We start from the raw sequence: 21,897 nt of genomic DNA on the forward strand, positions 1-21,897 counted from the left end.
CTCAGGCGGCTTCGGGTCCCAGGCATCGCTGCGCTCCGTCGCCCCGGCCCTGCAGGGCCTGCAGGTAGGGCAGGGGATCGTGGCCATCGCATTCGCCCAGCGCGCGCAGGCTGCGCGTGTAGCCCAGGTCCTTCTGCAGTTCGGCCGGCAGGGACAGCACCAGCTCGCGCGGCACCGACAGGAACTGGTTGTACTGGGTGCGCAGCCAGCCGCGGGTGTAGACGAGGAACAGCGTGCGGCGCGCCTCGCGCGAGCGATTCGCCCCGGCGCCGTGGAAGATCGCACCGTCCCACAGCAGCACGGAGCCGGCGGCCATTTCGATGGAAGTCATCTCCTCTTCCTGCGGGCGGCGCTCGCGCTCCCACCAGCAGCTGCCCGGCGCCAGGCGCGTGCCGCCGTTCTCGCGCGTGAAGTCGTCCAGCGCAAGTGTGGCGGTGATGACCAGCGGCATGCGCGGCCGCGGCAAGGCGTAGAAGGACGCATCGTCGCGATGCAGCGGCTGCTCCACGCAGCCCGCGCTGTGCGCGGTGACGATCGCGCCTGCGTGGAAGAGGAAGTCGAAACCGAGGATGCCGCCGATCACCGCACGCACCGTGGGGTTGAGCGCCACTTCGTCCGCCGCGCGCGTCTTGGCCAGCGCGTTGTGCACGTGGAAGGCGGTGTGCACGCCGGCCGCATGCAGGCGCTGGAACTGTTCGTCCGAGACCCCGATGAGCGGCGCCAAGCCATCGCGCAACCGCTCGATGCAGTGCGCATCGAGCAGGCGCGGTATCACGGCGTACCCATGGCGGTGTATATCCGTCACCGCGCGTATCACGAGCGCCAGCAGCGCGCGGTAGCCGCCGTCGTCGCCCGCCGCTGCTTGCGCCTTGTGCAGGAAGGCCAGCCGCGCGGCGAACTCGTCCTCGCGGTCGCGGCAATGCGCGCGATGCTGCGGCCCATCGAGGCCTGGGGCGGCCGGTTCGGAGGCAGGCGCGGCGTTCATGGCAGCACGCGCATATTGAACGCGCGCATCACCATCGCGCAAGGCCCGCGCTGTCACCATTGGATACGGCAAGAAGCAACGTGCGATATATGCTGACCTTGGGCTGGCATCGAGCAGTGCGCCTCCCGCAACGAGGAGTGCAACATGGCAGATGGCGATTTGTCCAAGAGAATGGACCGGCTGCGCGACGAGCTGCTCGGCAACATGTCTTCCGGCGACCTGCTGCAGATGCAGCTGAAGGTCGACACCCTGGTGCGGCTGGCCATGCTCGATGGCGAACACCACCACGATTCGCAAGGCGGCGTCGGCCACCACGACCACTCGTCGCTTGCCGACCTGTCGTGGCAGCTCGAAAGGCCCCAGGCCGTCGACATCATTTCGCGCGAGAAGTAGTCGTACCTCCCTGCGAGGGAAAGTCCCGCCGGGCGCTGGCGCGCCCGGTGCTTGCTTCGCTGAGGGGTCGACATGACTACGCCCACGCCGGAAGTCCTCGCGGTCATCGAGGAGGCGCTCGTCCAGCATCGCGCCTTCGGTGACAGCGCCTATATCGTCGGCCAGCTCGAAGTCGCATTCCTGCGGCGGCTCGAGCGCGTGGCCGAAGCCATCCCCGCGGCGGGCGAATTGGTCGCGGCTTTCGCTCGGTGCGATGCGCAGCAGCGCTATCGCCTGGCCGGCAACACGGTGCTGCGCTGCGCGGTGCAGCACGCCTATACGCGCCTCGAGACCGGCAAGGACGTCGGCCTCACCTTGGCGGAGTCGGAGCAGGTGATCCTGCGCACCTTGCAGCACCTGGCCGAAGGCCGTGGCGGCACGCCGCACGAGAACGGCTCCATCGCATTGCAGCGCCTGGGCGACCAGGACTTCCACGGCTGGATCTGGAACGACGCCTACCCGGACGATGCCTACGGCCACGCCTTCCGCCGCATCCTCGACCTGGAATATGGCGGCGTGCTGTGCTCCATCGACGACAGCGAACTGGCGATGCTGCGCCAGGGCGAACAGCTGCTGCGCGAACTGCTGCCGGACCTGGGCCGCAGCGCCTTGACGCACGCGCACCAGGTCGGCTGCTTCCCCGACCTCGGGTTCTGGCGCGGCAAGGTCTCCAGCTCGCAGATCCGCATGGGCGGGACGATCTTCCTCAACCGCAACATGCTGCGCAACCCGTGGTGCACGGCCGAACACCTGCTGCACGAGTCGCTGCACCAGAAGCTGTACGACTTCCGGCACGGGCATTCGCTGCTGGACGTGGATGCGCCGATGGAAAACTCGCCGCGCGTGGTGTCGCTGTGGAACGCGCAGGAATTCAACCGCGCGAACCACTGGGACACGCATCGCGCCTTCGCCGCCTTCCATGTCTACGCGCAGCTGGCGCTGCTGGCCACCTTGGCGGAGCGGCGCGCGGGCGAGCTCGAGCCGCGCTACGGTCCCTTCCGCGGCATGGTGTCCAGCCGCAAGGCGCTGGATAGAGCGCGCTATCTCGGCGAGGAACTGCACACGCAGTGCGCCAGCCACCTCGGGCTGGCGGGGCTGCGCATGCGCGACTGGCTGATGACCATCCTGGAGCACCTGGACCCGGCGCCGCCGCCGCGCGGCGCCTACGTGCACCTGATGCTGGACCTGTACGTGCGCGAAGCAAACCGGATGGAGATGCTGCTGCGCGCGCCGGACGTCGCGCCCGCCTTCGTGCGCGAACTCGCGAACGCCGCAGAATTGGAGATCGAGGCGAGCCGCTACATCCTGTCGGCGGTCGGGGCGCAGCCGCAGCTGGAACAGCTCGATCGCCAGCTGGCGCAACCCGAGCAGCAGTTCCCCGAGGTGCGGCGCTGCATCGCGCAGGCGCTGCTGCAGGCTTCGCCCAGCGGCTACGGGCTCAACACTCGCGCGAAGGATGGCTTCGATGCCGACCTCGCGGTGCGGCGGATGGTGGAGCTCGGAAGCGACAACCTGGTGCTGGCGCAGGCCGGCGTGCCGCGCGCGGTGGCGGCGGCGAAGCGGCGCGCCCGCGAGATGCGCTTCGTGGGTTCCAGCCAGGACGAGGTCGGGCGGTTGCTGTCCATGCTCGCGGCCGCGGTGCCGCGCGCGGGCCGCGTGCTCGAAGTCGGCACCGGCGTGGGCGTCGGGCTGGCGTGGATCACGACCGGCCTGCACCAGCGCCGGGACGTCGAGGTCGCCAGCATCGAGGGCGACCGGCGCCTGCTGGATTCGGCCTGTACCTGGCCCTGGCCCGAGGGCGTGCGGCTGCTGGCCGGCGACGCCTGCGAGCTGCTGCCCACGCTGGGCGACTTCGACCTCGTGTTCGCGGACGCGGCGCCGGTCAAGTACGGCCAGCTCGACGCGCTGCTGCGGCTGCTGCGCCCGGGCGGCGTGCTGGTGGTCGACGACCTTTGCGCCACGCCCACGGCGACCCGCCAGGAAATGGCGGAGCGCGATGGCCTGCGGCTCGCGCTGCTGCGCCATCCTTCGCTGCAAGCGGTGGAACTCGATTGGTCCACGCGCGTGGTGCTGGCCACGCGCATCCGCGACACTGTGCCTGCCTGATGCCCGATCCGGCCTGGAACGCGATCCGGGCCCGGCGGGCCTTGCTGCGGCAGCAGTCGGAGCTGATGGCGGCGCGCCTGCCCTGGCTGGCCGAGCCGGCGCGCATTCCCGCGCATGCGGTCGATGCTTCGGTGCCGGCCGACGACGTGCGGCTCGCCACCTTTTCGCTGGCCGGCTGGATGCTGATCGAGATCGTGCAGGCGGCGGAGCAGGTGCAGCCCGCGCTGGGCTGGCAGGCAGCGATCGGGAAGCTGCCGCTCGCGCCGGAGCTGCAGGCTTCGGTCGTGCGCGCGGTGTTGCGTCCGGCTGCGCGCCATGCGCCGGGCCTGTTCGCCATCGCGGAGATCCTGGCGGTGGTGCCGCAGCTCGCGGCCCGCGCGGGCCTGCCGCGCGAGCGCTGGGGCGACACCGCGCGGCAAGCGCGCCTGTTCGGCGCGATGCTGGCGCGCGATGGCACCGCGGTGCAGGTGCTGCTGCGGCACTACCTGGGGCGCGTCGACGCCGGCGGCCTGCGCTCGCTCGACCCGGCCCGCCTGCGGCTGGATGCGCAGGCCGGCATCGCCACCGTGACGCCGCTGGCGGATCTGCTGGCCGCCGCGCGCAAGTCGGCGGCGCGGCACAACGAGGTGCCGCCTTTCGTTTGCGTGGCCTTGCAGGTGTCGGCGCCCGGCGCGGCGAACTTGTTCGACGCCGTGTGGAACAGTTTTGCCGCCGCCGCGGAGCGGCTCGTCTTTCCGCGCTTTCTCGCGGCTGCCGGCATCCCGCCCGAGGCCGCGCCCGACTCCGAATACGCGGAGGCGCTGGAACGCCTGGCCGCGCAACGCCGCGCGGATCTCGCCCAGGCCGCTTCGCAGACGTGGCCGCCGGCCGTGGAACAGATCCTCGCCAACCTGCTCACCAGGCGCGAACCAGCAGCGCGTTGAGCACCAGCACCGAAGGATAGGCCGCGACGAAAGCCCAGACGAAGGTGTTGAGCCCCATGAACAGCGCGGTCGCCACATGGAACAGGCCGAAGGCCGCCAGCACCACGGCCAGCACGGCCGGCGGGCCGAACAGGAAGACGGGGAACACGGTCTCCGTCACGATCACGAACCAGCAGAAGGCGATCGGGAACCACAGGCTGGCGCTGGCCAGGCGCGCGGCCAGGTCATGCCCATAGGCCCGCGTGCCCATCACGCCCACCACGGCGCGGCCGCTGCGCCATTCGTAGGACACCAGCTTGGCGACGCCGGCCAGGAAGTACGAGATCGTCAGCTGGCCCGCCACCAGCAGGCAGCCGGCCAGGGCCAGCGCCAGGTCCTGCCATTGCAGGCCCAGCGCCGTGAGCACGCTGCCGCTGGCGACGACCTGCCCCATCTGGTCGGAGCCGTCCTCGCCCAGCCAGTTGCGCAGCTTGAACAGCCAGCCGGTGGCGACCAGGGCGAGCAGCAGGCCGATGCGCGGCCAGCCTGCCAGCGGCAGCAGCAGCGCGACGCCGCAGGCCAGCCGCACCGCCAGCAGCGCCGCCACGCCGCGCGGCCGCTGCAGCGGCGCGAGCAGCGCGCTGCGATGCACCCATTGCGGCCGCAGCGCCATCACGCGCCAGGACAGCAGGCCGTCGTCGCGGAACAGGTCGAAGCGGCTGATCCACTCCGCCGTGCACAGCACGCACCACAGGCCCAGGAGGAAGCAGGTCCAGCTCAGGCCGCGCTCGAAGGGCCCGGCCCCGAACGCGGCGAGAGCCTGTGGAAGCCCGACACGAAGGAAATCCATAGGCGCCTTCCGTCGCGGCCGGCGCTTTCGACCACGGCGAACTGCAGCGCGATCGCGTCCGGGCCGCACGCATGCTGCGTGCTCGCGTAGTGCAGGAGCAGCAGGTAGGGCAGCGAACACTGCACCACCTGTTCCGAAGCCGACCAGCGCCGCAGGCGCTTGATGGCCTGCATCGCGTCCTGCAGGATCTTGCGCGGCCGCTTGGCGGGGTTCCACACCAGGTCGGCGAGCCGGCGGTCCGGGAACAGGCCGACCGGCAGGCACGGCCCCAGAGTGCCGTCGCGGCGCAGTTCGCGCACGACCAGGTGGTAGTCGCGGTAGGCCGGATGCGGCGCGAAGAAGGCCCAGCTCGGAAGCAGCTTGAACGGGTCGCGCCGCGCCACGGCCACCTGCACCGGGCTGTACTGGTAGGCCAGGGTGGCCAGCAGCCAGGCGGCGACGAGGACGCAGGCGATGACGCCGGGCGAAGGCATCGCTGCTTACCCCGCCGACCCGTCCGCGGCTAGCAGCGTGCGGCGCGCCTCCAGCAGTTCCGGCAGCGAGGGCAGGTCCAGCCAGTCCGCGGTACTGCGTGGCGGCCGTGCGCCGGCCGGCTGGCGCTGCGCGGGAGGCGGCGCGCTGCGTGCCTGCAGCGCATCCAGCATCCGGCTGGTGCGGCAAGGCGAAGCCGGTTCGCTGGACACCTGGCCGCGTTCCATCATGGCCTCGACCCGGGCCAGCTCGCTCGCGCTCAGGTGCACGGTGCGCCCTCCATCGGATAGGTCCGGGCGCCGAGTGTCCCTCGGCGCGGCCGCCAGCTCAAGCCCCGCGCGTCACAGCGTGCAGTTGCCTTCGCCGCTGGGCGGCAGGATGCCCCAGTCGAGGACCGTGCCTTCCGGGTTGACCTGGTGCAGCCCGCGGTTGGGCGACCAGGGCAGCCGCCAGTGGCCGCGCATCCGGGCCTCGTCCAGGAAGCCGCGCAGCGCCTGCACCACCTCCGGGCCGGCGCCGGGGTCGCGGATCACGAGCGCGCCGCAGCGGCGCACGTCTTCCGCCGTCACCCAGGCGGCGCGCTGGAAGTAGCCGTCGATGACCACGGCCATCGGCCGCGCGCTGTTGGCCACCACGTTGCCGCCCAGCCAGCTGTCGGTGACCAGGATGCGCAGCGGCGCCTTGTTGAACTGGTGCCAGGTGGCGTTGGCCATGGCGGTCAGCTGGCGGCTCGGGAAGTTCACCCGGCTGTTGAAGTCCAGCAGGCGCAGCGCCCCCGGCGCGAGCAGCGCGCCGTAGACCAGCAGGGCGGCTTGCGCGCAGAGCGCCGCGCGCAGCACGCGCTGCGGCGGCAGCGCCGCCAGCCGGCGCCAGACGTCGATGGCGAGCCAGCCCGCGAACAGGCACAGCGTGCTGCCCCAGCGCGCTTGCAGCTCGGTGCCGGTGAACACGCTGTACATCACGATCATGACCAGGGGCGCCGCGCCGGCGCACCACAGGAAGCGGCGCGAGCCCGTGACCTCGGGGGCGGTGCCGGCAGGCGCACGGCGATGCAGCCAGAACAGCAGCAAGGCCAGCGGCGCCAGGTCCAGGCACTGTTCCAGCACGAACAGTCCCAGGCTGCGCCACCACTCCGACGCCTTCGGGGCCGCGGCGGCGACTTCGGTCGCGTAGTGCAGCGGCGCGGCGCCCGTGCCCGCCAGCCACAGCATGTGCGGGGCGAGCAGCAGCAGCCCGCCCGCGCCCGCGACGGCCAGCCCGGCGACGTTGCGCCTGGTGCGCGCCGAAGGCTCCACCACCAGGTACAGCAGCAGGGCGGACAGCGGCAGCAGCGCGATGTACTTCACCAGCATCGCCGCGGCGGCCGCCAGGCCGAAGACGAACCAGCGCAGCCAGCTGCCGCTGCGCACGGCCAGCCAGAAGGCCAGGGCCGCGGCCACCTGGAAGGGCAGCAGCACGGTGTTGTGGTTGAAGGTGTCAGCCGAAAGGTTGTGCCAGGTCACCAGCGCCGACAGCGCCATGGCCGCCAGCGACTGCAGCGGCGGCATGAACTCGCAGCCCAGGCGCCAGGCCAGCAGCAGCGCCACGCCGGCACAGGCCTGCGCGGCGAAGTAGGTCAGGCTCACGGAGGGACCGAAGGCACCGAGCAACGCGTGCATGATCCAGGACGGCACCGGCGGATGCTTCCAGTAGCCGGCTTCCATCGAGTAGCCCCAGAGCAGCTGCTCCGCGCTGTCCAGTGCCGGTGCATCGCGGGTGAGGGCCAGGCCGGCGCCCCAGAGAAGCGCGGCGCCCAGGGCGACCGCCAGGGCGAGCGCCCAATCGGCGGACGAGGGGCGCTTGTGAAGGTGTTGTGTCATGGGGATCGTTGCCTCGTACGGGCGCAGCGGATCTCCCGCTACACTAGTTACGAAACATTGCAATCACCTATCAATCCGGCCCGCGCCGGCGCCGCGATGCAAATCCTCCTGGTCGAAGACGACGCCACCATCGCCCGCGAACTGGCCTGGCGCTGGCAGGCCCGGAGCTGGGGCGTGCAGGCCTGCGGCACGCTCGAAGCCGCCTGGCGCGCCGTGCAGGACTTGCAGCCGGACGTGGTGGTGCTGGACCTGCACCTGCCGGATGGCGACGGCCTGGACTGGCTGCAGCGCCTGCGCACGCAGGACCGCAACATGCCGGTGATCGCGCTGACCGCGCGCGACGGCGTCAGCGACCGCGTCGAAGGCCTGCGCCGCGGCGCCGACGACTACCTGGTGAAGCCCTTCGCTGCCGAAGAACTCGATGCGCGCATCGAGGCGCTGGAGCGCCGCAGCGCCGCCATGCGCGGCGAGCGCATGGCTTGCGGCCGGCTGGTGCTGCTGGGCGGGGAGGGCCGCGCGCTGGTGGACGGCCGCCCGCTGGAACTGCATCCGCGCGAACTCCAGGTGCTGGGCCTGCTGCTGCGGCGCGCGCCGCGGCTGGTGGCCCGCCGCTTCCTGCTCGACGCCTTGGCGGAACGCAATGAGGAAATGGGCGACACCGCCGTCGATGTCTACGTCTCGCGCCTGCGCCGCAAGATCGCCGGCTCGGGCGCAGCCATCGTCACCGTGCGCGGCTTCGGCTACCGCATCGAGGCGGACGGCGCGTGACGCGGCCGCCCGGACGCTGGCTGCAGCGCGAGCTGCGGCGCCGGCTGATGCTGCCGGTGCTGGCCATCGTGGTGATCAGCGTCGTCGTGAGCGCCTTCAACGCGCACGCGCTGGTGGAGCGCATCTTCGACCGCTGGCTGCTCGATGCGGCGCATTCGCTCGGCTCGCAGGTGCGCTTCCAGGGCGGCCAGGCCAGCGTGCAGCTGTCGCCGCAGTCGGAATCGGTGCTGACCTACGACGTGGTCGACCGCATCTTCTACGAGGTGCTGCAGGACGGCCGGCACGTCGCCGGCCAGCCGGGCCTGCCGCAGCTGGGGCGCAAGGCCACCCGCTACCGCCACAACTCGGAAGCCTTCGATGCCAGCTATGGCGGCATCGACGTGCGCGTCGGCCGGGTGCAGGTGCAGGGTCCGCATGGGGATTCCGCGGTGGTGCTGGTGGCCGAGACGCGGACCAAGCGCGAGCTGGCGCTGCGCGCGCAGGTGCTGGTGTTCGCGCCCGTGGCCATCCTGGCGGTGGTGGCGTGGCTGGTCGTGAGCAGCGCGGTGCGCCGCACGCTGCGGCCGCTGCGGCGCATGGCGCAGGCCTGGAACGACGGCTCGCACACTTCGCTGGAACCGATGGCCACGCAGGACGTGCCGCGCGAGCTGATGCCTTTCGCGGTGGCGCTCAACGACCTGCTGGCCCGGGTGCGCGAACTGCTGCTGCGCGAACGCCACTTCGCGGCGACCGCGGCGCACCAGCTGCGCACGCCGCTGGCCGGCTTGCAGCTGGGGCTGGCGCGCGCCGCCGCCTGCCCGGACCTGGCGAGCACGCGCGCCGCGCTGGACGAACTGGCGTCGTCGACCCAGCGCGCGGCGCGCATGGTGCAGCAGCTGCTGGCGCTCAGCCGGGTCGACCCGGCGGCGCGGGGCGCCATCGAGATGGTCGACGTCGACCTGGTGGCGCTGGCGCGCGAAGTCGGGGAGGCCTACATGGACGCGGCGCAGGCCCGCCACACGACGCTGGAGCTGGACGCCGGCGAGCAGCCGGTACACGTGCAGGGGCAGCCCAGTCTCCTGAGCGAGGCGCTGGGCAACCTGATCGACAACGCGCTGCGCTATACGCCGCCGGGCGGCCGCGTGACGATCTCGGTGCGCCCGGAGCCGCCGGCGCTTGGCGTCGCGGATTCGGGCCCGGGCATTGCCGCCGATGAAACGGACAAGGTGTTCGACCGCTTCGTGCGCGGGCGCGGCATGACCGGCGAGGGCAGCGGCCTCGGCCTGGCCATCGTCAAGGAGATCACGGCGCTGCACCGGGCCGAGATCGTGCTGGGCCGCTCGGAGGAACTCGGCGGCCTTGCCGTGACGCTGCGCTTCCCCGCCGCCTGACGGCGAAATTGCACCAAGGTCCCATTCCGCCGCCCCCAGCCGCTTGCCAGCATGCAGCTCCCACCAAGAACGGAGGTTGCCATGCTGCGCGCCCTGATTTCCCTTTCGCTCGCCCTGCTGCTGGCGGCTTGCGAGACGCCGCCCACGGCCGGCAACCCCGCGGGCGAAGCGGTGGTGCGCTTCGGCCAGATCACCAGCATCGAGGCGGTGACGATCGAGGCCAACCAGCGGCTGGGGCTGGGCGCCGTGGCGGGCGCCGTGGTCGGCGGCTTGCTGGGCAACCAGATCGGCGGCGGCACGGGCCGGGACATCGCAACCGTGGCCGGCGCGGTGGCCGGCGGCTTCGCGGGCCAGCAGGTGCAGAACCGCTACGCCGGCCAGCCGGGCCAGCGCATCACGCTGCAGATGGACACCGGCGAGATGGTCTCGATCACCCAGCCGGCCGACGCCAACCTGCGCGTCGGCGACCGCGTGCGCATCGACGGCGCCGGCGAGGAAGCCCGCGTGCGCCGCTGACCCGGAGCCTGCGCCCTACTTGGCCGGCGTCACGCCCACCGCCACCGCCTGGTTCAGGGCGACCATCACCTGGTCGCCCGGCCGCACGTTGACGAGGTCGGTGCGGTCGTGCACCACGTATTCGCCGATCTCGCCGGCCGGGCCCTTCAGGCGCACCATCAGGTTGTCGGTGTCGACCGAGACGACCTCGGTGAGGAAGGTGATCGGCCGGCTGTAGGCAGCGGCGAGGGACACGTCCGGGCCCGAGCGCTGCGCGGCGTTGCGTTCGACCTCGTCGCGCTGTTCGTCCCCCCCGCGCCGCAGGGTCAGGACGAGCGCCGCGACGTAATCCACCTTCACGCGGTCGCCGACGTGGATATCGCCGGCATTGGCGACCTTGGGGTCGAGGCGGAAAGTGATGTCGCCGCGCGACGACTTCAGGGTCATCAGGCGGGCCGCGGAATCGACCGCGAGGACCGTGCCGGTGGCGCTGAGGCGCATGGCGACGTTGCGGTCGCCGCCCAGGCCGAAGCCGGAGGCCCAGCGGGCGCCGGCCGCTTGCGCCGGCGATACGGTGCACGCCAACGCGACGCAGAAAACTAGCAAGCGAAGCGAAAGCATCCTTCAACCTCCTGATTGGATCATCGCGCCGCCGACCATACGAGGAATTGGCCATTGGTCCAATAGGACCGACCAGCACTCGAATCCAATACTGCCGCGCATGGACTCGACGACCTTGCGGATGATGATAGCGGCAATGATCCTGGCTGCCGCCCTGGCGGCCCTGGCCTGGCTGTGGCAGCGGCTGCGCGCCGAGCGCTCGCGCTGCGCGCAGCTGCAGCGCGAGCTGGCGCACGCGACGCGCTTTGCCCTCGCGGGCCAGCTGGGTGCCGGCGTGCTGACGGAAATCGCGCAGCCGCTGGCCGCCATCCTCGGCAAGTCCGCCACCGCCGAACTGCTGCTGGCGCAGGAGGCGATCAACCGCAACGAGCTGCAGCGCCTGCTCGCCGAATTGAACCAGGAAGGCGAGCGCGCCGGCGCCATGGCGCAAAGGCTCGTGGCCTTGCTGGCGCGCCGCGATGCCGGCCCCGAGGCCTTCGACGTGCACGAGATGGTGGCCGACGCCGCGCGGGTGCTGCAGGCCGAAGCCGCGGCCCGGCGCATCGAGCTGATCCTGCAGCCCTGCGCGCTGGTGCCGCAGGTCACCTGGGACCGGCTGCAGGTGCAGCAGGTGGTGCTGCAGCTGCTTTCCAACGCGATGGATGCGATGGCGGACACGCCCGCGGCGATGCGGCGCGTGGTGGTGAGCACGCGCGACGCCGGCGCGCTCATCGAGATCCTGGTCAGCGACCGCGGCCATGGCTTCGGCGGCCGCCACACGGATGCCCTGTTCCAGCCCTGGTACACCACCAAGGCTAACGGCCTCGGCTTGGGGCTGCCGGTGGCGCGCACGATTGTCGAAGCGCATGGCGGCGGCATCGAGGCGCGCCGGCGCCCCGGTGGCGGCGCGGTGTTCGCGGTGAAGCTGCCCCGGCAGGGCGCCATGCGGGGGCGGTCGCTGCAGGAAGACCGCGCGGTCGGCGTGCCCCTGGCCGCCTTGTGACGGCGGTGCACCGGTTGCCCGCGCATGAAGAAAGCCGTCCGCCGACGCCGTGCCTTGTTGCCGCGCACGGCATTGCTGGCGGCGCTCGTCGCGGCCGCCACGCAGTCCCAGGCGCAGGCCCAGCCTGCCGGCGCGGCTGAGCCAGCGCGGCCGAAGGTCTGCCTGGTGCTCTCGGGGGGCGGCGCCCGCGGCGCGGCGCACGTGGGCGTGCTCAAGGTGCTGCAGGAACTGCGCGTCCCGGTCGACTGCATCACCGGCACCAGCATGGGCTCCATCGTCGGCGCGGCCTACGCTTCGGGCACACCGGTCGGCGAGATGGAGGAGGTGCTGGGCCAGCTCTCCACCCGCCTGCTGTTCCAGGAAAAGCCGCCGCGCGAGGAGCGCGCCGTGCGGCTCAAGCGCGACGACACCACCAATCTCGCGCCGCTGGAGATGGGCCTGGACGGCCGCGGCCTGCAGCTGCCGCAGGGCCTGGTGTCCGGCGTGCAGCTGGAGACGGTGCTGCGCGACCTGGCCAAGGCGCGCGGCTTCTACCGCTTCGACGACCTGCCGATCCCCTTCCGCGCCGTCGCCACCGACCTCGTCACCGGCAAGCCGGTGGTGCTGGCGCGGGGCGAACTGGCAGCGGCCATGCGCGCCAGCATGTCGGTGCCCGGCGTGCTGCAGCCGGTGCGCCTGGACGACAAGCTGCTGGTCGATGGCGGCCTCACCAACAACCTGCCGGTGGACGTGGCGCGGGCGATGGGCGCCGACGTGGTCATCGCCGTCAACCTGGGCACGCCGCTGTCCAAGCCGGAAGAACTGCACTCGGTGCTCGGCGTCACCGGGCAGATGGTCAACATCCTGACCGAGCAGAACGTGCGCGCCTCGCTGGAGAGCCTGCATCCCGAGGACATCCTGGTCATTCCGCGCCTGGACAACTTCTCGGCGGCCGATTTCGACCACATGACGGAGACAGTGCCGGTCGGCGAGGCCGCGACGCGCCTCGTGGCGGACCGGCTGGCGCGCTACTCGGTGTCGCCGGAGGCTTATGCCGCCTGGGAGGCGCGCCGCGTCAAGCTGAAGCCGCCGGACAACCGGCCGATCGACGAGATCCGCTTCGACAACCTCAAGCGCGTCAATCCGCTGATCGCCAAGGGCGAGATGGAGACGGAGGCCGGCCAGCCCATCGAGCAGCCGGTGCTGGACAAGGACATGCAGCGGCTGTTCGGCACCGGCGACTTCGAGCACGTGAGCTACCGGCTGCTGGAAGAACCGGGCAAGCGCATCCTGGCCGTGGATGCGGTGGAAAAGGCCTGGGGCCCCGACTACCTGCGCCTGGGCCTAGGCCTGTCCTCGGACTTCAAGGGCGACGCCTTCTTCAACCTGCTGGCCAGCTACCGCATGACCTGGCTGAACCGGCTGGGCGGCGAATGGCGCTGGGACGCGCAGGTGGGCCGCGCGAGCGGCATCTCCACCGAGTTCTACCAGCCGCTGCAGCGCGGGCCCGGCCTGTTCATCGCGCCGAAGGCCGAATACTGGCGGCGCACCATCGACGTCTTCCAGGGCAACCAGCGGGTCGCCAGCTACGACACCAACGAAGGGCGGGTCGGCCTCGACCTGGGCGCGCAGTTCACGCGCTACGGCGAAACGCGCTTCGGCTACCTGTTCACGCGCACCAGTGCGGCACTCGATACCGGCCTGCCGGTGCTGGCGGTGGATTCGAGCTACGTCACGCAGGCCGGCTGGTCGTGGCGCTCGCTCGTGGACCAGCTGGACAACGTCAATTTCCCGCGCAAGGGCTATGGCGCCTCGCTGGAGTTCTTCGGCGCGCGCAAGAGCCTGGGCAGCGACCTGGACTTCACGCGCGGCGAATTCAGCGGCGTGTACGTGCATTCCTTCGGCGAGCACACCTTCCAGGTGGCCGCGCGCGCGGGCGCGCGCATCGGCAGCGACCCGCTGCCGCCCGGGCGGCAATTCCAGTGGGGCGGGCTGCTGCAGCAATCGGGCTACCCCACCGGCGCGCTGATGGGGCAGGACCTGCGCTTCGGCCGGGTGGTCTACTACAACCGCGTGCGCCGCTGGGCCCTGCTCGATGGCGTCTACGCCGGCGGCTCGCTGGAAGTCGGGCGCGTGGACAAGCCGCTGGTGCCGAACAACCAGCAAGGCACGCTCTATTCGGGGGCGCTGTTCCTGGGCGTGGACACGCCGGTCGGCCCGCTGTACCTGGGCTGGGGCCACGCTTCGCGTGGCTTCAACGCCTGGTACCTGTTCCTGGGCCGGCCCTAAAGGGCGAGGCGGTTGAACTTGGTGCCGTCGAGGCTGAGGTTCGCCATGAACCCGGTCTGGTCGCGCACCAGTGCGATCACCTGGTTGCTGGCATTCAGCGTGTCGGCCCGCACGCCGGCACCCGCCTGGATCACAGCCACCGACGCATCGGTGCCGATGGTCCAGCCGTCGCTTTGCTGGAACTTGGCCAGCGCCTGCGGCGTCATGAACAGCAGGTACATGGTGCGCGTCTGGGCGCCGGCGAGCAGGCCCACGGAGCCCGCGCCGACGCTGTAGTAGCCGATGGTCTGGTTCTTCTGGCGCAGCGCGCCCTGGCCGTAACTGCCGCCGACGATGAAGCCGGCCGACACGATGTCGGGGATGACCAGCACGGCTTCGGCCCGGTCCACCAGCTGGCGAGTGCCTTCGGAGCGGTACAGCTCGGCGAGCGCGTTGTCCACCTTGGCGTCGATCTCGCGGCGCTTGGCGCCAGGATCCATGGGCGTGGTGGAACAGGCGGCAAGGACCAGGGCCGCCGCGGTGGCGGCGAGCAGCTTTCTGCGTGACATGGCTTTCTCCTTCTTGCTTCTCAGCGGGGCACGCCACTCTGGGCGATCATCACGGTGCGCAGCAGCGCGGGCAGCGTGCGCACGCCGAGGCGCGACATGATGCGGGCCCGATCCAGCTTAATGGTGCGCTCGCTCACGCCCAGTTCGGCGGCGAGCTGCTTGTGCCGGCGGCCGTCGGTGATGCCTTGCAGCACGAGCTTTTCGCGCCGCCCGAGAGAAGCCAGGCCCGCGCGCGCCTGCTGCTGCCCGGCGCGCCACGCGCGCTGCGCGACGTCGCGCCCGACCGCGGTGCGGACCGCCGCCAGCAGCACTTCGCTGTCGACCGGCTTGGTGAGGAATTCGCAGGCGCCCGCGCGCATGGCCCGCACGCTGGTCGCGATGTCCGCCGCGCCGCTGAGGAACACGATGGGGTGTTCGTAGTCCGGGTGGTCGTGCAGCGCTTCCTGCAATTCCAGCCCGCTGCATCCGGGCAGGTGCAGGTCCAGCAGCAGGCAACCGGGGTCCTTGGTGGCCGCGGGCAGCAGGTAGTCGCCCGCGGTGGCATAGGTGGCGACGACGAAGCCTTCCGACACCAGCAGCCGCTGCAGCGCGGTGCGCAGGGAGACATCGTCCTCGATCAGGTGGACCACGCCGGTGGGCGCGGCGATCGCGTGGCCCGTGGGGGCCTCGTAGACACACTCTGCATGGCTCATGGTCCTCAGTATTGGGGGCAGTCCCCCTCGGCAAAATTGGACAAAGGTCCAATAAGGACGCGCCGTGTACGCAGTTCAGTTGAGGGTGGCCGCGGAGGCCTGCGCGGGCGCGGCCGAAGCCGCGCGCGGCGCCATCCGCGCCGGCGCCGCGGCCGGTAGCGAGATGCGGAACGTGGTGCCCTGGCCGTCGCGGCTTTCGGCGGTGAGCGAGCCGCCGTGCGCGGTGGCGATCTTGCGGCAGATCGACAGGCCCAGCCCCAGCCCGTTGGGCTTGGTGGTGAAGAAGGGTTCGAACACGCGCGCCATCAGCTGCGACGACAGCCCCGGGCCCGTGTCGCTCACCAGCACGTCGACGCTGCGATTCGAGCCGTGCATGGTCGTCACGGTCAGCATGCGTTCAGCCTTGCCCGAGGCTTGCATCGCCTCGCAGGCGTTGATCACGAGGTTCAGCACCAGCTGCTGCAGCTGCACGCGGTCGCCCGTCACCTGCGCGAGATCGGGCGAGAAACTGGAACGGAGCTGCACGTTGCGCACCAGGAACTCGCCGCGCACGAGGTTCAGCACTTCCTCGACGAGGCGGCTCAGGTCCAGCTGCACGAATTCCTCCTCGCCTTTCTTCAGCAGCAGGCGCAGGTGGTGGATCAGGAGGCCGGCGCGCTTGTCGGCGTCGGCGATCTCGCCGAGGATGGTGCGGATCTCGCTGACCTGCGGCGGGTCCTGCGCGAGGAAGCGCAAGGCCGCCTGCGCGTTGCTCAGGATCGCGGTCAGCGGCTGGTTCAGTTCGTGGGCGATGGTGCTGGAGAAATCCGTCAGCGAGGCCACGCGCGTGAGGTGCGTGAGCTGGCGCCGCTGGTCCTGCGCGTCGGCTTCGGCCTGGCGCTGCGCCGTGATGTCCCGCAGGATCCAGATCTTGCAACTGCGTCCGCGCACCTGCACGTCGCTGGCGGAAGCGAGCACCGTGTGCAGGTTCCCCAGGCAATCGCGCAGGGCCATCTCGATCGCCTGGCCCTTCGGGCCGCCTGCCCGGCCCATCTCGAGCAAGGCGTGCGCGTTCGGGCCTTCCAGGTGCGTGTCGAAGCTGGCCACCCGGCCGCCGCGCGCCAGCGCATCGGGCGGATACCCGAGGAGGGCCAGCCAGCGCTCGTTGGCTTCCACCACTTCCCAGGCGCCGCGGGTGATGGCGACGGCGCCGGGGCCTTCGCGGAAGGCGACGGAGAACAGTTCCTGCGAAGCCTGCAGGCGGCGTTCCGCGTCGCGGCGCTCCTCGATGACGGCGGACAGCAGCAGCAGCGGCACCGCCAGCATCACCAGGAACAGCTGCACCTGCAGCGCCTCCGGCCCGTAGCTTTCGGCCAGGAAGGGCCCGCGCCCGTGGGCGGCGCCCCAGATCGCGAGGAAGGCGACCAGCGCATACGAAGCGCTCGTCAGGGGCGGCCCGAAGCGCAGCGCCGCCCACATCAGGAAAGGCATGGGCAGGTACAGCAGCGAGGGCGAGGCGGAGCCTGCCAGCAGCGAGTCGAACACCAGCACGCTGACCGCGAACAGGCCCGCGATGAGCGCGCCCAGTTCCAGCACGGTGCCGCTGTCCGGCCGCAGCCGCAGCCCGCGCATGTGGCTCCAGGTCAGGATCACCGGCGTGAAGGCGAGGATGGCCACCATCTCGGCGAAGAAGCGCAGCTGCCACACCTTGGCCGGCATCAGGGGGCCGCCCAGCAGGTGCATCACGCCCATGTCCACCATCGAGGCGGCGAAGGGGCCGGCCACGGCGGCCACGCAGAAGGCCAGCACCGCGCGCACCGAAACCAGCTCGTGGACCGGCGCCGCCCAGCGCAGGATGGAGGCGCCGATGACGGCGTCGGTGGTGGTGGCCAGCAGGCAGGACAGGATCTGCGCGGCCTGCACGCCCGCTTCGACCTGGGCCAGGACGTGGATCGGGGCGGTGGCGGCCAGCATGGCCCACCACCAGCGCAGCGGCACCAGGGCCAGGGCCCCCATCAGGAGGGCGGCGGGCGGCCAGAACAGGGAGACGTGGGGCGGCCCGACGACCAGTGCCAGGCCCAGGCGGGAGCCGCCGTAGTACGCGATCGCCAGGGCGGCGATCGCCCACCCCATGCGCGGCAGGGGCGGCGCGGCGCCCTCGCGTGCCGATGGCGGCACGACCTCCTGCCCGGCATGCGCCGGAGCCGTTGCGCGATGTTCCATCGGTCCCGCCCTTTCACGTCCAGTCTGGGTTGGTCCGGCTGCTTCAGGCAATACGACTTTAGCCTAAGGTTGTTCTACGAGTTACCAATGGCAACAATACTTCGGTTTAAACCAATCAGCAATTGACGCGCGGCGACTGCTCCGTAAACTGAGCCGGGCAGAGTAGTTCCGCTGCAAAAGCCAGAAGAGGGGAAGCGATGAACACGGCTCCTGTGGAAACCAGGGCGAGCACCCAGGCGGGCGCCAGCCGCCCGACGGTGCACGTGGTGGATGACGAAGCCACCGTGCGTACGGCCCTGTGCCGCCTGCTCGCGTCCGAGGGCGGCTTTTCGATCCATGCGCACGATTGCGCCGACAGCCTGCTGCAGGCGCTGGGGGACGACCCGTCGCCCGGCTGCATCCTGCTGGATATCGGCCTGCCTGGCCTCGACGGCCTGGCCGTGCAGCGCATGCTGGCCGACAGCGCGTGGGCGAAGCCGATCATCTTCCTCACCGGTTGCGCCGACGTGCCCATGTGCGCCAGCGCGATGCGGGCCGGGGCGGTCGACTTCCTCACCAAGCCGGTCGACGCGGACATCCTGTTCGACGCCGTCAGTCGTGCCATCGCGCGGGACATGACCTCCCGTTCCGCGCGCGCGGAACAGGAGTCCACGCAGTCGCGGTTGGACAGCCTGACGCCGCGCGAACGCGAAGTGCTCACGCACGTCATGGCCGGCCGCCTGAACAAGCAGATCGCCGCCGACCTGGGCACGGCCGAAAAGACCGTCAAGGTCCATCGCGCCCGCGGCATGGAGAAGATGCGCGTGCGCTCCGTCGCCGAACTCGTGCGCATGGTGGAACGCGCGCGCTTCGCCGGCGCACTGGGCTAGTCCGGCCGCCGCCCGTCACCCCGGCGGGCTTCATACGACCAAGGTCTTATTGGCTTTGGGGGGCACAGGACCTAGCGTGCTTGCCCTATGGACACCGAAGCTTCGCTCGTGGCAATCGTCGACGACGAGGAGTCCGTGCGCAAGGCGTTGGGCCGCCTGGTGCGCTCGGCGGGCTACGAGGCCGCGGTGTTTTCTTCCGGCTCGGACTTCCTGCAGTCGCTGCAATTGCGCTTGCCTCGCTGCGTGGTGCTGGACTTGCGCATGCCGCGGGTGACCGGCTTCGACGTGCAGCAGGGCATCATGCGCGCGGGCGCCGGCGTGCCCGTCATCATCATCACGGGCGACGACACCACCGACAGCCGCGAGCGCGCGCTGCGCGACGGCGCCCGGGCCTACCTGCGCAAGCCCGTCGACGACGCGATGCTGCTGGAGGCGATCCAGGGAGCAGTGCGCTTCGGCGCGCCATGAGGCGCGCGGCAGTCCTGCTCGCCACCCTCTCGCTGGCCGGCTGCGGCAGCATCGGCCCGGAGACCGTCAACCGCGACCGCATCCAGTACGTGTCCGCGATCTCGGATTCGTGGAAGCGCCAGATGCTGCTGAACCTGGTGCGGGTGCGCTATGGCGACGTGCCGGTATTCCTGGACGTCACTTCCGTGATCAATGCGTACTCGCTGGACCAGATCGTGCGCGCGGAGGCCGAGGCCGCGCCGCCGAACCGCGGCGACACCTACCTGCAGTTCGGCGGCTCGCTGCAGTACTCCGACAAGCCCACGATCACCTACGTGCCGCTCACCGGCGACAAGTTCGCGCGCAGCATCATGTCGCCGATCCCGGTGCCTTCGGTGCTGCTCTTGTTGCAGAGCGGCTATCCGGCGGACCTGGTGCTGCGCTTCTGCGTGAACAGCGTCAACGGCGTCGAGAACTCGCACGGTGGCCTGGTGCCGAACGCGGGACATCCCGAGTTCGCGGAGCTGCTGCAGCTGCTGCGCGAGGCGCAGCGTGACGGACTGCTCGGCTTCGAGGCGCGCACGGAGACGGGCCGCAGCCGCACGCTGATCCAGCTGCGCACGCCGGCCGACGGCGTGCTCGCCGCGCGCCAGCAGCGCCTGCGCGACCTGCTGCGGCTGCGCAAGGACGCGGCCGAGTACGACGTCGGCTACGGCTCGTTCCCGCGCGGTGACATCGAGATCGCGATGCTCACGCGCTCGATCCTGCAGGTGATGATCGACGTGGGTTCCTACCTGGACACGCCGGCGGTCGATGTCGAGCAGGGTCGCGTCGTCGCGCCGCGGCAGGAGCCCGAAGGCCGCGGCCTCGCGACGCCGGTGCGCGTGCGCACGGGCGACGCCGCGCCGCAAGACAGCTTCGTCAGCGTGGCCTATCGCGGCCACTGGTTCTGGATCGACGACCGCGACCTGCAGTCGAAGGCGGCCTTCAGTTTCCTGATGTTGCTGTTCTCGCTGACGGAGACATCGGGCACGCAGACCGCGCCGCTCATCACCGTTCCCGCGCGCTGAATTGGCCGAAGGTCCAATGGGCGAAGAGAACTTATTGGCGCATCGTAGAGGCCTGAACGCGGCTCCGACGCGCGGCGCGAGCACGGAACCGCATTAGGGCCTGGCCTCACCGCCAGGCCTTTTTTTGTTCAGGCCTTGTCGACCTGCAACACGCCGCGGCGGATCTGGTCGCGTTCCAGCGATTCGAACAGCGCCTTGAAGTTGCCGTTGCCGAAGCCGTCGTCGCCGGCGCGCTGGATGAACTCGAAGAACACCGGGCCCAGCATGGTCTCGCTGAAGATCTGCAGCAGCAGGCGCGCCTGCCCGTTGCTGGTGTCGCCATCGAGCAGGATGCCGCGCGCCTGCAACTGCGGCACCGGCTGGCCGTGGCCCGGCAGGCGCTCTTCGAGCATCTCGTAGTAGATGTCGTTGGGCGCCGTCATCAGCGGCACGCCCGCCATCTGCAAGGCGTCCACCGTCTCGAGCAGGTTGTCCGTCAGCAGCGCGACGTGCTGGATGCCTTCGCCGCTGAACTTCATCAGGAACTCCTCGATCTGGCCCGAGGTCTTGCCCGACTCTTCGTTCAGCGGGATGCGGATCAGGCCATCGGGCGCCGTCATCGCCTTCGACGTGAGGCCGGTGTACTCGCCCTTGATGTCGAAGTAGCGGATCTCGCGGAAGTTGAACAGCTTCTCGTAGAAGGCCGCCCAGTGCGCCATGCGGCCGCGGTAGACGTTGTGCGTGAGGTGGTCCACCACCTTCAGGCCCACGCCCCGGGGATGGCGCTCCACGCCGGGCATCCACTCGAAGTCGATGTCGTAGATGGACTTGCCGTCCTCGAAGCGGTCGATCAGGTACAGCGGCGCGCCGCCGATGCCCTTGATCGCGGGCAGGCGCAGTTCCATCGGGCCGGTGGGAATGTCGACCGGCTGCGCGCCGAGTTCCAGCGCGCGGCTGTACGCCTGGTGCGAATCCTTCACGCGGAAAGCGAGCGCGCACGCGGACGGGCCGTGCTCCGCGGCGAAGTAGCCGGCGAAGCTTTTGGGCTCGCGATTGACGATGAAGTTGATGTCGCCCTGGCGGTACAGCAGCACGTCCTTGGAGCGGTGCCTGGCCACGAGCTGGAAGCCCATCTTCTCGAAGAGGGGCTCCAGCACGTTGGGGACGGGGGAGGCGAACTCGACGAACTCGAATCCGCAAAGGCCCATGGGGTTGTCGAACAGATCAGCCATTGCTGCGCTCCTGCCTGGAAAAAGAAATCAAACGACGAAAACGGGGCGCCGGCTGCGGCCGGCAGATGCGTGAAGTTTTCGCGTCAGGCGGGAGGCGCGCCCGGCACCCCGCGCACGCTGCGCGCAAGGTGGTCACCGATGAAGAGTGCGAATCCGGGCATAAGACTGGGAGCTAGTCTAACGCCTTCAGTTCCTCTTTGAAGGTGGCCGAGCGTTTTGCATAGTTTTCCGCCACGCGTTTCAGCCCCGCGACTTCCTCGTCGCTGAGCTGGCGCACCACCTTGGCCGGGGAGCCGAGGATCATGGAGCGCGGGGGGAATTCCTTGCGCTCGGTGACCAGCGCGCCGGCGCCCACCAGGCTTTCCGCGCCGATGACGGCGCCGTTGAGGATGACGGCCTGGATGCCGACCAGCGAGCCATTGCCGATGGTGCAGCCGTGCAGCATGGCCTGGTGGCCCACCGTGACGTTCTCGCCCAGCGTGAGCGGGTAGCCGGGGTCGGCATGCAGCACCGCGCCTTCCTGCACGTTGCTGCCGTCGCCCACCTTGATCGGTTCGTTGTCGCCGCGCGCGACCGCGCCGAACCAGAAGCTGGCGCGCTCGCCGACGATGACCTCGCCGACGAGGGTGGCTTCGCGCGGGACGAAGGCGGTGGCCGCGACCTGGGGCTTCTTGCCGGAGATGCTGTATTGCGTCATGCCGCGCAGTGTAAGAGGTCGGTGGGGGCGCTCCGCGAACGTGCGACTGCCC

Annotated in this window: 22 protein-coding genes; 11 read left to right on the plus strand and 11 right to left on the minus strand. The window is 70.6% G+C overall.

Translation table 11 applies throughout. The annotated features are described in order from the left end of the window. Position 1: 1 nt before the first annotated feature. Positions 2-985: a phytanoyl-CoA dioxygenase family protein gene (locus HHL11_RS05515; protein ID WP_169417421.1), complete on the minus strand. Its 984-nt coding sequence runs from the start codon at positions 983-985 to the stop codon at positions 2-4. Between the two features lie 144 nt (positions 986-1,129). Between HHL11_RS05515 and HHL11_RS05520 the strand changes: the two genes are divergently transcribed. From HHL11_RS05520 to HHL11_RS05530, 3 genes are all read left to right on the plus strand, one after another. After that, positions 1,130-1,378, plus strand: a complete 249-nt coding sequence (locus tag HHL11_RS05520; RefSeq protein WP_169417422.1) for a hypothetical protein — start codon at positions 1,130-1,132, stop codon at positions 1,376-1,378. A 72-nt stretch (positions 1,379-1,450) separates the two neighbouring features. After that, complete coding sequence (locus HHL11_RS05525; protein ID WP_169417423.1) at positions 1,451-3,523, plus strand: O-methyltransferase; 2,073 nt, start codon at positions 1,451-1,453, stop codon at positions 3,521-3,523. Beyond that, complete coding sequence (locus HHL11_RS05530) at positions 3,523-4,446, plus strand: hypothetical protein (protein WP_169417424.1); 924 nt, start codon at positions 3,523-3,525, stop codon at positions 4,444-4,446. The genes HHL11_RS05525 and HHL11_RS05530 overlap by 1 nt, the downstream gene beginning before the upstream one ends. On the opposite strand, the gene HHL11_RS05535 is transcribed toward HHL11_RS05530, so the two are convergent. From HHL11_RS05535 to HHL11_RS05550, 4 genes are all read right to left on the minus strand, one after another. Then, on the minus strand, positions 4,418-5,275 hold the full coding sequence (locus HHL11_RS05535; RefSeq protein WP_169417425.1) for a hypothetical protein: 858 nt from the start codon (positions 5,273-5,275) through the stop codon (positions 4,418-4,420). The genes HHL11_RS05530 and HHL11_RS05535 overlap by 29 nt on opposite strands. Beyond that, positions 5,203-5,748, minus strand: coding sequence for a hypothetical protein (locus HHL11_RS05540; RefSeq protein ID WP_169417426.1), 546 nt, complete (start codon positions 5,746-5,748; stop codon positions 5,203-5,205). The genes HHL11_RS05535 and HHL11_RS05540 overlap by 73 nt, the downstream gene beginning before the upstream one ends. 6 nt (positions 5,749-5,754) lie before the next feature. Continuing rightward, positions 5,755-6,015 carry a hypothetical protein gene (locus HHL11_RS05545; protein ID WP_169417427.1) on the minus strand — a complete coding sequence of 87 codons (261 nt, stop codon included), beginning with the start codon at positions 6,013-6,015 and terminating at the stop codon, positions 5,755-5,757. A 72-nt stretch (positions 6,016-6,087) separates the two neighbouring features. Further along, on the minus strand, positions 6,088-7,605 hold the full coding sequence (locus tag HHL11_RS05550) for a glycosyltransferase family 39 protein (protein ID WP_169417428.1): 1,518 nt from the start codon (positions 7,603-7,605) through the stop codon (positions 6,088-6,090). 96 nt (positions 7,606-7,701) lie between these two features. Between HHL11_RS05550 and HHL11_RS05555 the strand changes: the two genes are divergently transcribed. From HHL11_RS05555 to HHL11_RS05565, 3 genes are all read left to right on the plus strand, one after another. Then, entirely contained in the window at positions 7,702-8,373 is a 672-nt protein-coding gene (locus HHL11_RS05555; protein ID WP_169417429.1) for a response regulator transcription factor, read from the plus strand. Further along, entirely contained in the window at positions 8,370-9,743 is a 1,374-nt protein-coding gene (locus tag HHL11_RS05560) for a sensor histidine kinase N-terminal domain-containing protein (protein WP_169417430.1), read from the plus strand. The genes HHL11_RS05555 and HHL11_RS05560 overlap by 4 nt, the downstream gene beginning before the upstream one ends. Positions 9,744-9,824: 81 nt before the next feature. After that, entirely contained in the window at positions 9,825-10,259 is a 435-nt protein-coding gene (locus tag HHL11_RS05565) for an outer membrane lipoprotein (protein WP_240980016.1), read from the plus strand. Between the two features lie 15 nt (positions 10,260-10,274). Here HHL11_RS05565 and HHL11_RS05570 read toward each other — a convergent pair whose 3' ends face one another. Further along, positions 10,275-10,823: a hypothetical protein gene (locus tag HHL11_RS05570; RefSeq protein ID WP_169417432.1), complete on the minus strand. Its 549-nt coding sequence runs from the start codon at positions 10,821-10,823 to the stop codon at positions 10,275-10,277. A gap of 136 nt (positions 10,824-10,959) precedes the next feature. On the opposite strand from HHL11_RS05570, the gene HHL11_RS05575 reads away from it, so the two are divergent. Together HHL11_RS05575 and HHL11_RS05580 are read left to right on the plus strand one after the other, a co-directional pair. Then, on the plus strand, positions 10,960-11,841 hold the full coding sequence (locus tag HHL11_RS05575; RefSeq protein WP_169417433.1) for a sensor histidine kinase: 882 nt from the start codon (positions 10,960-10,962) through the stop codon (positions 11,839-11,841). 24 nt (positions 11,842-11,865) lie between these two features. Next, entirely contained in the window at positions 11,866-14,109 is a 2,244-nt protein-coding gene (locus tag HHL11_RS05580) for a patatin-like phospholipase family protein (protein ID WP_169417434.1), read from the plus strand. Here the strand turns inward: HHL11_RS05580 and HHL11_RS05585 are convergent. From HHL11_RS05585 to HHL11_RS05595, 3 genes are all read right to left on the minus strand, one after another. Next, positions 14,106-14,657 carry a BPSL1445 family SYLF domain-containing lipoprotein gene (locus HHL11_RS05585; RefSeq protein ID WP_169417435.1) on the minus strand — a complete coding sequence of 184 codons (552 nt, stop codon included), beginning with the start codon at positions 14,655-14,657 and terminating at the stop codon, positions 14,106-14,108. The genes HHL11_RS05580 and HHL11_RS05585 overlap by 4 nt on opposite strands. Before the next feature lie 20 nt (positions 14,658-14,677). Further along, a complete protein-coding gene (locus HHL11_RS05590; protein ID WP_169417436.1) occupies positions 14,678-15,349 on the minus strand; it encodes a response regulator transcription factor in 672 nt (223 codons plus the stop codon). Positions 15,350-15,424: 75 nt separating this feature from the next. Continuing rightward, positions 15,425-17,551 (minus strand): MASE1 domain-containing protein, encoded by a 2,127-nt coding sequence (locus tag HHL11_RS05595; RefSeq protein WP_169417437.1) that lies wholly within the window; start codon positions 17,549-17,551, stop codon positions 15,425-15,427. Between the two features lie 197 nt (positions 17,552-17,748). Between HHL11_RS05595 and HHL11_RS05600 the strand changes: the two genes are divergently transcribed. The 3 genes from HHL11_RS05600 (at position 17,749) to HHL11_RS05610 (ending at position 19,937) form a co-directional block, all read left to right on the plus strand. Next, a complete protein-coding gene (locus HHL11_RS05600; RefSeq protein WP_169417438.1) occupies positions 17,749-18,420 on the plus strand; it encodes a response regulator transcription factor in 672 nt (223 codons plus the stop codon). An 87-nt stretch (positions 18,421-18,507) separates the two neighbouring features. Then, on the plus strand, positions 18,508-18,888 hold the full coding sequence (locus HHL11_RS05605; RefSeq protein WP_169417439.1) for a response regulator transcription factor: 381 nt from the start codon (positions 18,508-18,510) through the stop codon (positions 18,886-18,888). Then, the gene (locus HHL11_RS05610; protein ID WP_169417440.1) at positions 18,885-19,937 is read left to right on the plus strand and encodes a hypothetical protein; all 1,053 of its coding nucleotides are present in this window, start codon (positions 18,885-18,887) and stop codon (positions 19,935-19,937) included. Before HHL11_RS05605 ends, HHL11_RS05610 begins: the two co-directional genes overlap by 4 nt. A 128-nt stretch (positions 19,938-20,065) precedes the next feature. Here the strand turns inward: HHL11_RS05610 and hppD are convergent, their stop codons facing one another. Together hppD and HHL11_RS05620 are read right to left on the minus strand one after the other, a co-directional pair. Beyond that, positions 20,066-21,148 (minus strand): 4-hydroxyphenylpyruvate dioxygenase, encoded by a 1,083-nt coding sequence (hppD, locus tag HHL11_RS05615; RefSeq protein ID WP_169417441.1) that lies wholly within the window; start codon positions 21,146-21,148, stop codon positions 20,066-20,068. Positions 21,149-21,320: 172 nt separating this feature from the next. Further along, the gene (locus HHL11_RS05620) at positions 21,321-21,845 is read right to left on the minus strand and encodes a gamma carbonic anhydrase family protein (protein ID WP_169417442.1); all 525 of its coding nucleotides are present in this window, start codon (positions 21,843-21,845) and stop codon (positions 21,321-21,323) included. Positions 21,846-21,897: the final 52 nt, after the last annotated feature.

This window comes from Ramlibacter agri (assembly GCF_012927085.1).
In the GTDB taxonomy this organism is placed as follows: domain Bacteria; phylum Pseudomonadota; class Gammaproteobacteria; order Burkholderiales; family Burkholderiaceae_C; genus Ramlibacter; species Ramlibacter agri.

Excerpts from the sequence above, each read along its gene's own strand:
- HHL11_RS05515 (WP_169417421.1), bottom strand. The coding sequence starts at position 985 with ATGAACGCCGCGCCTGCCTCCGAACCGGCCGCCCCAGGCCTCGATGGG.
- HHL11_RS05520 (WP_169417422.1), top strand. The coding sequence starts at position 1,130 with ATGGCAGATGGCGATTTGTCCAAGAGAATGGACCGGCTGCGCGACGAG.
- HHL11_RS05525 (WP_169417423.1), top strand. The coding sequence starts at position 1,451 with ATGACTACGCCCACGCCGGAAGTCCTCGCGGTCATCGAGGAGGCGCTC.
- HHL11_RS05530 (WP_169417424.1), top strand. The coding sequence starts at position 3,523 with ATGCCCGATCCGGCCTGGAACGCGATCCGGGCCCGGCGGGCCTTGCTG.
- HHL11_RS05535 (WP_169417425.1), bottom strand. The coding sequence starts at position 5,275 with ATGGATTTCCTTCGTGTCGGGCTTCCACAGGCTCTCGCCGCGTTCGGG.
- HHL11_RS05540 (WP_169417426.1), bottom strand. The coding sequence starts at position 5,748 with ATGCCTTCGCCCGGCGTCATCGCCTGCGTCCTCGTCGCCGCCTGGCTG.
- HHL11_RS05550 (WP_169417428.1), bottom strand. The coding sequence starts at position 7,605 with ATGACACAACACCTTCACAAGCGCCCCTCGTCCGCCGATTGGGCGCTC.
- HHL11_RS05555 (WP_169417429.1), top strand. The coding sequence starts at position 7,702 with ATGCAAATCCTCCTGGTCGAAGACGACGCCACCATCGCCCGCGAACTG.
- HHL11_RS05565 (WP_240980016.1), top strand. The coding sequence starts at position 9,825 with ATGCTGCGCGCCCTGATTTCCCTTTCGCTCGCCCTGCTGCTGGCGGCT.
- HHL11_RS05575 (WP_169417433.1), top strand. The coding sequence starts at position 10,960 with ATGGACTCGACGACCTTGCGGATGATGATAGCGGCAATGATCCTGGCT.
- HHL11_RS05580 (WP_169417434.1), top strand. The coding sequence starts at position 11,866 with ATGAAGAAAGCCGTCCGCCGACGCCGTGCCTTGTTGCCGCGCACGGCA.
- HHL11_RS05585 (WP_169417435.1), bottom strand. The coding sequence starts at position 14,657 with ATGTCACGCAGAAAGCTGCTCGCCGCCACCGCGGCGGCCCTGGTCCTT.
- HHL11_RS05590 (WP_169417436.1), bottom strand. The coding sequence starts at position 15,349 with ATGAGCCATGCAGAGTGTGTCTACGAGGCCCCCACGGGCCACGCGATC.
- HHL11_RS05595 (WP_169417437.1), bottom strand. The coding sequence starts at position 17,551 with ATGGAACATCGCGCAACGGCTCCGGCGCATGCCGGGCAGGAGGTCGTG.
- HHL11_RS05600 (WP_169417438.1), top strand. The coding sequence starts at position 17,749 with ATGAACACGGCTCCTGTGGAAACCAGGGCGAGCACCCAGGCGGGCGCC.
- HHL11_RS05605 (WP_169417439.1), top strand. The coding sequence starts at position 18,508 with ATGGACACCGAAGCTTCGCTCGTGGCAATCGTCGACGACGAGGAGTCC.
- HHL11_RS05610 (WP_169417440.1), top strand. The coding sequence starts at position 18,885 with ATGAGGCGCGCGGCAGTCCTGCTCGCCACCCTCTCGCTGGCCGGCTGC.
- hppD (WP_169417441.1), bottom strand. The coding sequence starts at position 21,148 with ATGGCTGATCTGTTCGACAACCCCATGGGCCTTTGCGGATTCGAGTTC.
- HHL11_RS05620 (WP_169417442.1), bottom strand. The coding sequence starts at position 21,845 with ATGACGCAATACAGCATCTCCGGCAAGAAGCCCCAGGTCGCGGCCACC.